At 65.3% G+C, this 13,307-nt stretch carries 13 protein-coding genes; 11 read left to right on the forward strand and 2 right to left on the reverse strand.

Annotation, left to right across the window (positions count from 1 at the left end):
• The first annotated feature begins 59 nt into the window (after positions 1–59).
• A complete protein-coding gene (locus A7X12_RS00645) occupies positions 60–1,004 on the forward strand; it encodes an SPOR domain-containing protein (protein WP_064309705.1) in 945 nt (314 codons plus the stop codon).
• A gap of 14 nt (positions 1,005–1,018) precedes the next feature.
• Positions 1,019–1,813, forward strand: a complete 795-nt coding sequence (locus A7X12_RS00650; RefSeq protein ID WP_064309706.1) for a MipA/OmpV family protein — start codon at positions 1,019–1,021, stop codon at positions 1,811–1,813.
• A 3-nt stretch (positions 1,814–1,816) separates the two neighbouring features.
• Here the strand turns inward: A7X12_RS00650 and serB are convergent, their stop codons facing one another.
• Entirely contained in the window at positions 1,817–2,695 is an 879-nt protein-coding gene (serB, locus tag A7X12_RS00655; RefSeq protein ID WP_064309707.1) for a phosphoserine phosphatase SerB, read from the reverse strand.
• On the opposite strand from serB, the gene miaA reads away from it, so the two are divergent.
• From miaA to A7X12_RS00685, 6 genes are all read left to right on the forward strand, one after another.
• Positions 2,694–3,620 carry a tRNA (adenosine(37)-N6)-dimethylallyltransferase MiaA gene (gene miaA / locus A7X12_RS00660; RefSeq protein WP_064309811.1) on the forward strand — a complete coding sequence of 309 codons (927 nt, stop codon included), beginning with the start codon at positions 2,694–2,696 and terminating at the stop codon, positions 3,618–3,620. The two genes, serB and miaA, sit on opposite strands and share 2 nt — an antisense overlap.
• Before the next feature lie 93 nt (positions 3,621–3,713).
• Entirely contained in the window at positions 3,714–5,459 is a 1,746-nt protein-coding gene (locus A7X12_RS00665) for an acetolactate synthase 3 large subunit (protein WP_064309812.1), read from the forward strand.
• Positions 5,460–5,504: 45 nt separating this feature from the next.
• Entirely contained in the window at positions 5,505–6,020 is a 516-nt protein-coding gene (gene ilvN, locus A7X12_RS00670; RefSeq protein WP_064309708.1) for an acetolactate synthase small subunit, read from the forward strand.
• Positions 6,021–6,196: 176 nt separating this feature from the next.
• Positions 6,197–7,216 carry a ketol-acid reductoisomerase gene (gene ilvC / locus A7X12_RS00675; RefSeq protein WP_064309709.1) on the forward strand — a complete coding sequence of 340 codons (1,020 nt, stop codon included), beginning with the start codon at positions 6,197–6,199 and terminating at the stop codon, positions 7,214–7,216.
• Positions 7,217–7,312: 96 nt separating this feature from the next.
• Positions 7,313–7,912 carry a YceI family protein gene (locus tag A7X12_RS00680; protein WP_064309710.1) on the forward strand — a complete coding sequence of 200 codons (600 nt, stop codon included), beginning with the start codon at positions 7,313–7,315 and terminating at the stop codon, positions 7,910–7,912.
• A gap of 64 nt (positions 7,913–7,976) precedes the next feature.
• Positions 7,977–8,576, forward strand: coding sequence for a TMEM175 family protein (locus A7X12_RS00685; RefSeq protein ID WP_064309711.1), 600 nt, complete (start codon positions 7,977–7,979; stop codon positions 8,574–8,576).
• 7 nt (positions 8,577–8,583) lie between these two features.
• Here A7X12_RS00685 and A7X12_RS00690 read toward each other — a convergent pair whose 3' ends face one another.
• Complete coding sequence (locus A7X12_RS00690) at positions 8,584–11,229, reverse strand: TonB-dependent receptor (protein WP_232318203.1); 2,646 nt, start codon at positions 11,227–11,229, stop codon at positions 8,584–8,586.
• Between the two features lie 224 nt (positions 11,230–11,453).
• Between A7X12_RS00690 and folE the strand changes: the two genes are divergently transcribed.
• Genes folE through A7X12_RS00705 form a run of 3 tightly spaced genes read left to right on the forward strand, consistent with a single transcriptional unit; the run spans position 11,454 to position 13,205 of the window.
• A complete protein-coding gene (gene folE / locus A7X12_RS00695) occupies positions 11,454–12,074 on the forward strand; it encodes a GTP cyclohydrolase I FolE (RefSeq protein WP_064309713.1) in 621 nt (206 codons plus the stop codon).
• A complete protein-coding gene (locus A7X12_RS00700) occupies positions 12,074–12,847 on the forward strand; it encodes an SDR family oxidoreductase (protein ID WP_064309714.1) in 774 nt (257 codons plus the stop codon). The genes folE and A7X12_RS00700 overlap by 1 nt, the downstream gene beginning before the upstream one ends.
• Positions 12,840–13,205 (forward strand): dihydroneopterin aldolase, encoded by a 366-nt coding sequence (locus tag A7X12_RS00705; protein ID WP_064309813.1) that lies wholly within the window; start codon positions 12,840–12,842, stop codon positions 13,203–13,205. The genes A7X12_RS00700 and A7X12_RS00705 overlap by 8 nt, the downstream gene beginning before the upstream one ends.
• The last annotated feature ends 102 nt before the right edge of the window (positions 13,206–13,307 follow it).

The raw sequence follows: 13,307 nt of genomic DNA on the forward strand, positions 1-13,307 counted from the left end.
ATAAGCCGCTACGTCACCGGCGCCGCATCCAGACGGCTTCAACAGGGGAATTCACCGCAATGCGCACGCCTGCCGCCCTTTTCCTTCTGGCCAGCCTTTGCCTGCCCGCTACGGCCTCGGCCCAGAACGCCGCGGTGAAGGCCGGAGTCGAGGCCTATGAGCGGGGCGACTATGCCGGCGCTATGCGCGCCTGGCGCCCCGCCGCCGAGAAAGGCGATGCCGACGCGCAGTATAATATGGGGCAGATCTACAAGCTTGGCCGCGGCGTGCCGGCCGATATGGTAGAAGCCGAGAAATGGTACCGCCTCGCCGCGTTGCAGGGCCATGACCTGGGCGAGGCGAACTACGGCATGGTATTGTTCGAAAACGGCAAGCGCGAAGCCGCGGTGCCCTGGCTCGAACGCGCCGTGGCGCATGGCGAGCCGCGCGCACAATATCTGCTGGGCGTGATGCTGTTCAACGGCGACGGCGTGCCGAAGAACTGGGTGCGCGCCTATGCGCTGATGCTGCGCGGGTCGGCCGGAGGGCTGGAAGCGGCTACCCGCACGCTGGCCCAGATGGACCAGTATATTCCGCTCGCCGACCGGCAGGCGGGTCAGGAACTCGCCAAACGCTATGCCAGCGCAGGGCGTGTGGAGGCGGTACCCGTGCCGAAGGAAACGCCTGCGCGCCGCGGCCCCGCGCTCAGCGCGGATTCGACCGTGGCGACCGCGCCCGCCTCCCCTGCACGGCCTGCGCGCGCGCCGCGTCCCGCGCCGGCGAGCACGGCCGCTGCGCCGGTGGCGCGAGCCGTCGGCAATTGGCGGGTGCAGCTGGGCGCCTTCGCCGCACCGGGCGGGGCCGAACGGCTTTGGGGGCAGCTCCACAGCCGCTTCCCCGGCCGCCAGCCCTATTATTTGAAGTCCGGCGCCCTCACCCGCCTGCTCGTCGGTCCCTATGCATCGCAGGCCGAAGCGGAAAAAGCCTGTGGCGCGGTGAAGCCCTGCATGGCAGTGCAGCGATGATAGGGAGACAGACAATGCAGCGATCGATCATGTGCGCGGGTGTGTTGCTGGCGTTCGCGGTGCCGGCACATGCACAGTCCGGCGACGGCGAGACCGCGCCGCGGCGCTATCGCGTTGCGATCGGCGCCCAGGCAGTGCCTAGCTATCCAGGGGCGGACCACAACGCCGTGCGGCCGTTGTTCGACCTGTCGACCGCGCGCGGCGACGCCCAGTTCGAATATGAGGCGGCCGACGAAAGCCCCAATGTCTCGCTCTACAACAAGAACGGCTTCGAGGCCGGCATCGCCGTCGGCTTCCAGAGCGCCCGGACCCGGCGGCGCGTGGGCGCCGACATCAGCAAGGTCGGCTTCACCGTCGAACCCGGGGTGTTTGCGGGCTATTACCTGGCCCCGCAGGTCCGCGCCTATGCCGAGGTGCGCAAGGGCATCGGCGGACATGAGGGCGTGGTGAGCATGCTCGCGCTCGACTATATCCAGCGCGACGGCGATCGCTGGCTGCTCGCGATCGGGCCGCGTGTGAACCTTTCCGACTCGAAGTATCGCCGCGCCTATTTCGGCGTCACCCAGCGCGACGCGACTGCCGCCGGGATCCCGGTCTATCGCGTCGGCGACAATGTCGTGCACAGCGTCGGCCTCGCCACGACCGGCATCCGCCAGCTGACGAAGCGCTGGGGCCTGTACGGCTATCTCGCCTATGACCGGCTGACCGGCGATGCCGCCCGCTCGCCGATCACCGAACGTCTTGGGTCGAAGAACCAGTTCTCCGGCGGCCTCGCGCTCAGCTACACCTTCGGGCGGGGCGTGCGCTAATCCTCAGGCGGTGATCCAGTCGGCGCGTGCAATGCCCTGGGCATAAAGCAGCGCGGTAAGGTCGCCATGATCGATCCGCGCGCCAGCGGCGGCGGCGACGATCGGCTTGGCGTGATAGGCGACGCCCAGCCCGGCCTTGCGGATCATCGCCAGATCGTTGGCGCCGTCGCCCACCGCCATGGTCTGCTCGGGTGCGAGTCCCAGTTCCGCCATCGCGCCGAGCAGCGTGGTCTCCTTGGTGCTGCTGTCGACGATCGGCTTGGTAACGGTGCCGGTGAGCTTGCCGTCTTCGATCTCCAGCACATTGGCGATACGGCGATCAAAGCCGATCTTCGTGCCGACCGGCTCGGCGAAGCGGGTGAAGCCGCCGGAGACGAGAATCGTGTGGGCGCCGCGCGCGCGCATCGTCTTCACCAGCGCTTGCGCCCCCGGCATCAGCCGCACGCGTTCTTCCAGGCACTGGTCGATCGCGCGTTCCGGCAGGCCCTTGAGCAGGGCGACGCGGGCATCGAGCGCCTCGGCAAAGTCGAGTTCGCCACGCATCGCCCGCTCGGTGACCTCGGCGATCTGCGGCTTGATCCCGGCATAGTCGGCCAGCTCGTCGATGCATTCGACGGTGATCATCGTCGAATCCATGTCGGCGACGAGCAGCTTCTTCTCGCGATGCGCGGCGGGCTGGATGACGACATCGGTCCGATCGAAATAGGGCGAGAGCACGCCATGGGCCCAATCGACATCCCCGTTGAAATGGATGTCGGCAGCCCGGCCTTCATCGAGCCAGGTCCAGCCGCTGACCTCGCAAAACGGGTGCATCTTCTCGATTGCATCCAAAATATCGCGTTCGACGATCGATTCGGCTGCTATCAGCGTCGCAATGAACATGATTTCCCCTGGGCTACCGCGCGTCGCGCTCATTGCAGGGCCGACGGCCAGCGGCAAGTCCGCGCTGGCGCTGGCGCTCGCCGAAAAGCATCGCGGCACCGTGATCAATGCGGATTCGATGCAGGTCTATGCCGATCTGCGCATCCTCACCGCGCGTCCATCCGAGGCGGAAGAGGCCCGCGCACCGCACCGTCTGTTCGGCCATATCGACGGCGCCGAGGCATGCTCGGCCGCGCGCTGGGCCGGCGAGGCACGCGCCGCCATCACGGAAGCGCATGCCGAGGGCCGCCTGCCGATCCTGGTCGGCGGCACCGGGCTCTATCTCCGTACCTTGATCGACGGCATCGCCCCCATTCCCGGAATCGATCCCGCCATCCGCGCCGATGTCCGCGCCCTGCCCGTGGCCGATGCATATGCCGCGCTGCGCCTTGCGGATCCGCTCGCCGCCGCACGGCTGAACGCTACCGACAGCAGCCGCGTCGCCCGCGCGCTGGAAGTCATCCGATCCACGGGGCGGACGCTCGCCGACTGGCAGGATCGTCGCGAAGGCGGCATCGGCGGGGACATTCATCTGGGTGCCCTGATCCTCCTCCCCGATCGGGAATGGCTCGGCGAGCGGATCGAGCGGCGCTTCGGCACGATGCTGGCCACCGCGAAGGACGAGGTTCGCCGCCTGCTCTCGCGCATCGACGTGCCGGGCGACGCGCCGGTGCTCCGTGCGATCGGGGTGGACGAGATCGGGAAGGTTCTCGCCGGCGAGTGGCGCGAGGAAAAGGCCCTGGCAGCAGGCGCCACAGCCACACGCCAATATGCCAAGCGACAATATACCTGGTTCCGCCGTCAGCCCCCTGGGGGATGGGAACTGACGACGGAGACAGATACGTACAGGAATCTATCCCATATTGAAAGGAAATTATTTCTTTAGGGGTTGACGCATCATATTCGTGCGGGTAGCAGCCCCTCTCCGACGGAAGCTTTCCGTACAGTACCCTTTTTTAGCGATTGCGTGGAGGCAAAGGTGACCGAGAAGAGCGGCGCAGACATCCTGATCGAGGCTTTGACCGACCTCGGGGTGGAAGTCGTGTTCGGCTATCCGGGCGGTGCCGTGCTCCCGATCTACGACGCCCTGTTCAAGCAGGATCGGATCAAGCACATCCTGGTCCGCCACGAACAGGCAGCGACCCACGCCGCCGAGGGCTATGCCCGTTCGACCGGCAAGCCGGGCGTCGTCCTCGTCACCTCGGGCCCGGGGGCGACCAACGCGATCACCGGCATCACCGATGCGCTGCTCGATTCGATCCCGATGGTCGTCATCACCGGCCAGGTCCCGACGACCCTGATCGGTACCGACGCCTTTCAGGAGGCGGACACGGTCGGCATCACCCGCCACTGCACCAAGCATAATTATCTGGTGAAGCGACCGGAGCTGCTCGGCGCGACCGTCCATGAGGCGTTCCATATCGCCGTCTCGGGCCGCCCCGGCCCGGTCGTGATCGACATCCCCAAGGACGTCCAGGTCGCCACCGCGCGCTACGAGGCGCCGGGCCCGATCCAGCACAAGACCTATCGCCCGACGACCGAGCCGGAAGCGGCGAAGATCCAGGAAGCGGTCGACATGCTCGCCGCGGCCGAGCGCCCGGTTTTCTACACCGGCGGCGGCGTGATCAATTCGGGCCCCGAGGCCACGCGCCTGCTGCGCGAGCTGGCGGCGCTGACCGGCGCGCCGGTCACCTCGACGCTGATGGGCCTGGGCGCCCTGCCCGCCTCGTCGGACCAGTGGCTGGGCATGCTCGGCATGCACGGCACCTATGAAGCCAACATGGCGATGAACCAGGCCGACCTGATCATCGCCGTCGGCTCGCGCTTCGACGATCGCGTCACCGGGCGGCTCGATGCCTTCGCGCCGAACAGCCGCAAGGTGCATATCGACATCGATCGGTCGAGCGTGAACAAGAATGTCCGCGTCGATCTGCCGATCATCGCCGATTGCGCGCGGGCGCTCGACGCGATGGTGGAGAGCTGGAAGGCGCGCGCCCATCCCAAGCCCGATCTCACCGAGTGGTGGAGCCGCATCCAGGGCTGGCGCGCGCGCCGCTGCCTCGACTTCCCCGAGGCGGGCGAAGCGATCATGCCGCAACGCGCGATCCGTGCGCTGTACGAGGCGACCAAGCATCGCGCACCGATCATCACCACCGAGGTCGGCCAGCACCAGATGTGGGCCGCCCAGCATTTCGGCTTCGAAGCGCCCAACAAGTGGCTGACCAGCGGCGGTCTCGGCACGATGGGCTATGGCCTGCCGGCGGCGATCGGTGCGCAGCTGGGCAATCCGGGCGAGCTCGTGATCGATATCGCCGGCGAAGCCTCGATCCAGATGAACATCCAGGAACTTGCGACCGCTACGCAATATCGGTTGCCGGTGAAGATCTTCATCCTCAACAACGAATATATGGGCATGGTCCGCCAGTGGCAGGAGCTGACCTACCAGTCGCGCTATTCGGAGAGTTATTCGGATGCGCTGCCCGATTTCGTGAAGCTCGCCGAGGCCTATGGCTGGAAGGGCATCCGCATCGAGAAGCGCGCGGAGCTGGAAGACGGCATCCAGGCGATGCTGGACCATGACGGCCCGGTGCTGGTCGATTGCCGCGTGGCGAAGCTGGCCAATTGCTTCCCGATGATCCCGAGCGGGGCTGCGCACACCGAGATGCTGCTCCAGGCGAGCGAAGTCTCCGGCGAGATGGACGACGAGGCCAAGGCGCTGGTTTGACCGGATTTTGGATCTTCCCCATGCGGGAGGATCGAAGGGGTAGAAATGCACATCAAGGAAGAAGCCATCGAGCGCCACACGCTGGCGGTCATCGTCGACAACGAGCCCGGCATCCTCGCGCGGATCGCCGGCCTGTTCACGGCGCGCGGCTACAATATCTCGTCGCTCACCGTGTCGGAGATCAGCGACGACGATCTGATCAGCCGCATCACCATCGTCACCTTCGCCTCGGCGCCGGTGATGGAGCAGATCATCGCCCAGCTCGAGCGGCTGGTGCCGGTCCACAAGGTGGTCGACCTCACCACCAAGGGCGAGCATGTCGAGCGCGAGCTGGCGCTGGTGAAGGTGGTCGGCACCGGCGATCACCGGATCGAGGCGCTGCGCCTGGCCGAAGTCTATCGCGCCCGGGTGGTCGATGCGACCATCTCCAGCTTCGTGTTCGAAGTGACCGGCACGATCGACAAGATCGACAAGTTCGTCGAGCTGATGCGCGAAGTGGGGCTGATCGAAGTCGCCCGCACCGGTATCGTCGCGATCTCGCGCGGCCGCGAAGCCGCCTGACTTTAAACCCCTCTCCCCTTGGGAGAGGGAGGGGCCCATGCGCAGCATGGGAGGGTGAGGGCGAATGCCCTCGTGCCCCGCCACCCTCACCAACTTCGACTAGCCAACCGGCTGACGCCGGCCGGCAAGTCTCCGTATCCTCTCCCAAAGGGAGAGGAGCAGAAAGGGAAATTAGAATGCGTGTCTATTATGATCGCGACGCCGATCTGAACCTGATCACCGACAAGAAGATCGCCATCCTCGGCTATGGCAGCCAGGGCCATGCGCACGCGCAGAACCTGCGCGATTCGGGCGTCAAGGAAGTCGCGATCGCGCTCCGCCCGGGTTCGGCCTCCGCCGCCAAGGCCGAAGCCGCCGGCTTCAAGGTGCTGCCGAACAAGGAAGCGGCCGCCTGGGCCGACATCCTGATGATCCTGGCGCCCGACGAGCACCAGGCGGCGATCTGGGAGGCCGATCTCAAGGGCAACATGAAGCCGGGTTCGGCGCTCGCCTTCGCGCACGGCCTCAACGTGCATTTCGGCCTGATCGAGCCCCCGGCGAACATCGACGTGATCATGATCGCGCCCAAGGGCCCGGGCCACACCGTGCGCAGCGAATATGTCCGCGGCGGCGGCGTCCCCTGCCTGATCGCGATACACCAGGACGCCTCGGGCAACGCACATGACGTGGCGCTGGCCTATGCCTCGGGCGTCGGCGGCGGCCGCTCGGGCATCATCGAGACTAACTTCCGCGAAGAGTGCGAGACCGATCTGTTCGGCGAGCAGGCCGTGCTCTGCGGCGGCGCGACCGCGCTGGTCCAGGCCGGCTTCGAGACGCTGGTCGAGGCGGGCTATGCCCCTGAAATGGCCTATTTCGAGTGCCTCCACGAGCTCAAGCTGATTGTCGATCTGATGTACGAAGGCGGCATCGCCAACATGCGCTACTCGATCTCGAACACGGCCGAGTATGGCGACATCAAGACCGGCCCGCGCATCATCACCGAAGAGACCAAGAAGGAAATGAAGCGCGTGCTGGCGGACATCCAGTCGGGCCGCTTCGTCAAGGACTTCGTGCTCGACAACCGCGCCGGCCAGCCCGAACTGAAGGCCAGCCGCATCGCCGCCAAGCGCCACCAGATCGAGCAGGTCGGCAGCGAACTGCGCGCGATGATGCCGTGGATCGGCGCGAACAAGCTGGTCGATCAATCGAAGAATTGATCACGGGCGGAAACTTTAGGTTGCCGGCTGCGCACTAGTATTGCGCGGCCGGCGGCCTCATTACGGGAGCGACGCAACCACCCGAAGGGAACACTCATGCGCGCTCTCCTTGCTCTCGCTCTTTTCGCGGCCGCTCCGGTCGCCTTCGCCCAGGAATTGCCCGGTCAGGCCGACGCCAGCCGCGTTCCCGCCGGCACCTATGTCGTCGACACCGGCCACACCCAGGTCGACTTCCAGGTCAATCATTTCGGCTTCAGCCAGTTCACCGGCCAGGCCGGCGGCGCCACCGGCTCGCTGACGATTGATCCGGCCAAGCCGAACGACGCCAAGCTGGACATCACGATCCCGACCAGCGGCATCGTCACCACCGTCGCGGCGCTCGACAAGCACCTGGCCTCGCCGGACTTCTTCGATGCGGCCAAGTATCCGACGATCCGCTTCGTCTCGACCAAGGTCGTCGTGACCGGCACCAAGGCGCAGATCACCGGCGACCTGACGCTGCACGGCGTCACCAAGCCCGTCACGCTCGACACCACGCTCGTCGGCGCCGGCACCAACCCGATGATGAAGAAGCTGAACTTCGGCTTCGAGGCGACCACCACGATTCAGCGCAGCGCCTTCGGCATGGACAAGTATGTCCCGTTCGTCTCGGACGACGTGAAGCTGCACATCAACGCAGCGTTCTCGGCCAAGTAAACCCTTGGTTTAGTTGCTCCGCGCTCCTGCCTGCGCCACCACCGGCGTGGGCAGGAGAACGGATATGCGGGACCAGGAAGGCCGCGACGGCGCCAAGCGCGTCGAGGCGTTTTCGGATGGCGTGATCGCCATCATCGTAACCATCATGGTGCTGGAACTGCACGCGCCGGAGGCTCCCGGTCTGCGCGCCCTGGCGGCCCAATGGCCCGTATTCCTCGCCTATGCACTCAGCTATGCCTATGTGGCGATCTACTGGGTGAACCACCATCGGCTGTTCCAGTTTGCCACCCGTGCGGGCAATGCGCTGCTCTGGTCGAACATCGTACTGCTGTTCACGCTATCGCTGATCCCGTTCGCCACCGCCTATCTGGGCGAGCAGCATTTCAGCGGCGAAGCGACCCTGCTGTACATGCTGGTGATGCTCCTCCCCTCCTTTGCCTATAACTGGCTGCAGCGAGTGATCCGGCACACCGGCGCCGGCTCGGCCGAAGCACAGCGCTATCATCGGCGCACGCTGCGCAAGAGCATGCTTGCGTGCTGCCTGTACCTCGTGGGCATCGCGGTGGCGATCGCTTCGCCGACGGCAGGTCTCGCCTGCGCAGCGTTGGTCGCCTTCCTCTGGTGCCTCGCCGACGGCCCACTCGACCGCCTGTTCGAACGTTGACCCAGAGCTAGAAGCCGAACTTCGCCCGGACCCCATAGAAGCGCGGCGTGCCTGGATAGCCGGCGTAATTGCCATTCTGCTCCGGCACACCGAAACCGCTGATGAAGTAATGCTGGTTGGTAAGGTTCTGCACCCAGAATTGCAGGCTGCGCCGCCCGTCCGGACTCTGCACCCCGATCGCTGCGGAAATCAGCGGATATCCCTGATTATAGAGTGCGTTGCGGCCGTTAGCGTCGGGCGGACTGGAGGGTATGTTGACTTCGCTGTTGTAGCGCATGTCGACATGCAGCAGACCGTTGATGCCCTTGGCGATCGGCGGCGTCCAGGTACCGGCGATGGTCACCGTATGGCGTGGCTGATTATCGAGCTGAAGGTTCCCCTTGCCCTGCAGCGGCGTGCCCGCGAAGTTCCTCCCGTCATCATCGTAGCGCGCGTCGATATAGCTGTACCCGAGCTGGAAGATCAGGTCGCGCTCGGGCTGGATCGTCGCTTCGGCCTCGACGCCCTTGCTCGTCGTTTTCGGCACATTCTGCACCACGAAGTTCGTGCCGCTGAACACCAGGCTCTGGAGATTGTAGAATTTGGAATAGAAGCCCGCGAGATTCAGCGTGAACTTGCGGCTGACCTGCGTCTTCAACCCCAGTTCGAAGGCATCCACCGTCTCCTTGGAGAAATGCAAGTCGCCCGCCTGCGCGCCGTTGCCGCCGAGCAGTGCGGAGTCGAACGTCGCCTGGTCGAGATTGTAGCCGCCTGACTTGTAGCCGCGATCATAGCTTGCATAGCCGAGAATGCGCGGGCTGAACTTGTAGGCGAGTTTCACCGTGCCGGTCAGCTGGTCCTCGCTGCGCTTGTCGGCATAGCTGCCGTTGAATTCGCTATTCACCGCCGGGTTACAGCTAAGCAGGAAGAGGTTGCTGAACAGTCCCGGCACCTGGCGCAGGATATTGGCATAGGCGGCCGCCGCCGCATTCCCGGCTCGCGCCTGATTGAAGAAGGTGCAGGCGCCGGTGTTGCTTGCAATGGTGGCGGTCAGGTCCTTGCTCTCATGATTCCAGCGCGCGCCGAGCGTCACTGACAGCTTGTTGGTGACATGCACGATATTGTGCGTGAACAGCGCAAAGGCGTTGGTCTTTACGCGGAAATCGTCGTTATTGTTGCCCTGGCCGGAGACGTTGCCCGGCAGCGGCTGAAGCGCCAGCGCGGCAAGGCCGGGGACGACCGCCACCCCGGCGATCGGAGCAGTGCCGGCCTGTGCGCGGAACAGCCGGACCAGCGGGGCGAGCTGGCCGTAGGCGGCAGGCGGGGCCGCTGGATTAAGGAGGACCTGCCCGAAGGTCGGCACCGCCGCCCCCAGCGATCCGTAGAATTGCACCGGCGTGCCGAACAGCGGCCGCAGCTGCGCTGAGAACACGCTGTCGACATAGCGATTGGAATCATTGCCCACGCGAACCGTGTCGCGCAGCGTGTTGGTCTCGTTCAGATAGAAGGCGCCGACCAACCAGTCCAACCTGCTGCCGAACGCCGATCCCTGCAGCCGCACTTCCTGGGTGAAATCGGACAAGGCATTGCGATAGCCGTCGCGATAGGCGCGATCGATGCCGGAAAAGTCGATGTCCTGCGAACGCAGTACCCGCCACCGCCGGTACGCGGTGATCGACGTGAGCTTGGCGCCGCCCAGGTCATAGTTCAGCTCACCCGAGAACCCATAGTCGCGTATCTTTTCCCCATAGGTTCGGTTGGGCGACATCGCCTGTACGCGGTCATCCGTGGAACCGGTGTAGAGCCCCACCAGCCCCTGCGCCGCCGCAATGCCTTGGATCACCGGGGCGAGCGGGCCGCGCGCGGCGGAGACGACGCCGCAGCACTGCTCGTCCGTCTCATAATAGTCGGCGATCAGCCGCACGCTGACCGGTCCATTGCGGAACAGCGCCTGGCCGCGCACCAGCCAGCGATTGATGTCGTTGACAGACCGATCGCTGTTCGCATCTTTCAGATAGCCGTCACGCTTGCGATAGGCACCGTCCAGCCGCAATGCGACGGTCTCGCTGACCGGCCCGGTCAGCGCCCCGCGCGCCTCATAGGCATTGTAGTTGCCATAGCCTGCCTCGGCATAGCCGCCGGTCTCGAACTGCGGCTGTGCCGTAAAGATGCTGAGGGCGCCCGCCGAGGTGTTGCGCCCGAACAGCGTACCCTGCGGCCCACGCAGGATCTCGACACGCTCCAGCTCGGGCAGCTCCGAGATCGCGACGCCGGAGCGCGACCGGAACACGCCGTCGATGAACACGCCCACCGCCGGCTCGAACCCCGGATTGTCGCCGCCCGTGGTGATGCCGCGAAGATAGATGGTGGTGCCGGTCGCAGACGATTGCCCCGTCGAGGATTGCAGCGACGGCGCCAGCTGCTCCAGGTCGCGAACATTGTCGACGCCCGCATTTTCCAGCAGCTGCGGACTGATCGCGGTGATCGCGACAGGCACGTCCTGCACCGTCTCGTTGCGGCGGGTGGCGGTGACGATGATCTCGTTGGCGGAAACATAGCCCTCATCCTGCGTCGCCTGGGCCGTCGCCGCGGCGCGCTCCTGCGCAAATGCGGATGCAGGTGCGGCCAGCGCCAGCACCATAGCCGACGCGCCAAGCAGATCCCCCTTGGTCATGACCATCGCTCTCCCTTGTCGCGCCGATCTTGCGTCGATCGCGACTTTGCTGTTTTTGCGGGAACAAGCTAACGCTCCGTTTTTCGGGGCGTCAACGAGCTTAACGTTGCCAAAGCCGCGGAAATCCCCCCTTTTCTGCCGCTCGCCATTGGTCGCGTAAGCCGCGGAGCAGCAAATCAAGCGTGCCGTAAGGGAAGGCGGAACGGCGAGCGAAAGGAACAAAAATGCACGACCATCACGCCGAGCCCGAAGATGGCGATCTGGTCTCCCCGCCGGCCAAGATTCCCGTACCCGACCATGTCGCGGATGCGATTCGGACGCTGATCCGCTGGACGGGTGACGACCCCGATCGCGAGGGCCTGCTGGACACGCCCCAGCGCGTCGCCCGCGCCTGGAAGGAATATTGTGCGGGCTACGCGGATGATCCCGCCCACCATCTCTCGCGGGTGTTCGAGGAAGTGGGCGGGTACGACGAAATCGTGCTGTTGAAGGACATTCCCTTCCAGTCACATTGCGAGCACCACATGGCGCCGATTACGGGCAAGGCATCGATCGCCTATCTGCCCAGGAACCATGTTGTCGGCATCTCGAAACTCGCCCGCGTGCTCCACGCCTTCGCCCGCCGCCTGCAGGTGCAGGAGCGGCTCACGGCGGAAGTCGCCGACTGCATCTGGAACAATCTGCACCCGGTGGGGGTCGCGGTCGTGATCGAGGCGCAGCATGGTTGCATGACTGGTCGCGGGGTGCGCACGCCCGGCGTGGGCATGGTCACCAGTCGAATGATGGGCGTGTTCCGCGAGGACGAGCGCAGCCGCGCCGAAGTGCTCAAGCTGATGGGCTATTGATGCCCGGGCGGGTGCTGGTAACCGGCGGCGCACGACGGATTGGCGCGGCAATCAGCCGTGGCCTGGCCGCGCGCGGCTGGACAGTGGCCATCCACCACCATCACTCGCCCGATGAAGCCGAGGCATTTGCGAACGAACTCCGTGACGGCGGCGCGGAGGCTGCGGTTGTTTGCGGCGAACTTGCCGATCCGGCTACGCCCAGGGCCCTTGTGGAGGCGTGCCGGCAAGCCTTCGGGGCGCCGCTGGACGCGGTTGTCAACAATGCCTCGCTGTTTGCGTATGATGAAGCGCCGATCGCCGACTACGCTCTTCTCGACCGGCACATGCATGTGAACCTGGCCGCGCCGGTAGGCCTCGCGATGGCGCTCGCCGCCCAGCAGGACCTTATGGAAGGCGCGGTGGTGAACCTGCTGGATCAGAAGGTCGGCAACCTGAACCCCGACTTCTTCAGCTATACCTGCTCCAAGCTGGCGCTGCACGGGGCGACGCACATGCTGGCACAGCAGCTGGCGCCACGGGTGCGGGTCAATGCGGTTTCGCCGGGGCTCACCCTGCCCAGCCTGGACCAGAGCGAGGACGAATTCGCCCGCACGGGCACCCAGAACCTCCTGCGCCGCCCCGTCGCCCCTGCCGACATCGCCGCGACCGTGGCACATCTGCTCGAATGCCGCAGCGTTACCGGGCAGAATGTCTATGTCGATTGTGGCCAGCATTTCCTCGCGCGCGACAGCGACGTGATGTTTGAAGGACGCGAGCACCGCCCCGATGCCTGAGTATGTGATTCATCTCGAAGCGCTGGAAGTCAGCATGGGGCTTGGTATCCACCCGCACGAGCGGGCCGAGCCGCAGCGGGTACGGATCGATGTGGCGATGACCTGCCGCTACCCTGCGATACCCGAGGACAGGATCGACGCCGTCGTCGATTATGACTTCCTGCGCGAGGGCATCCATGCCCTTGTCCGCGCACGCCATTTCGAGTTGCAGGAGGTGCTGTGCGAAGAAGTGGCGACGCTCGCGATGCGCGACAAGCGCGTGACTGCGGTCCGCGTGCGCTCTGTGAAGCAGGACATCTACCCCGATGCCCGGGTAGGATGTGAAATTATCCGTAATCTTACGACTGTGCAGGAATAATCCCGAGTCGGGAATCCTGCATCCCTCCTCCGCAGCTATAATCCCAAAAGGGCTTCCATGCGGAGGGCCGTACAGGGACCCGTGCGCCTGCGATCAGAGGAA

Origin of the sequence: Sphingomonas sp. TDK1 (genome assembly GCF_001650735.1) — a bacterium.
In the GTDB taxonomy this organism is placed as follows: domain Bacteria; phylum Pseudomonadota; class Alphaproteobacteria; order Sphingomonadales; family Sphingomonadaceae; genus Sphingomonas.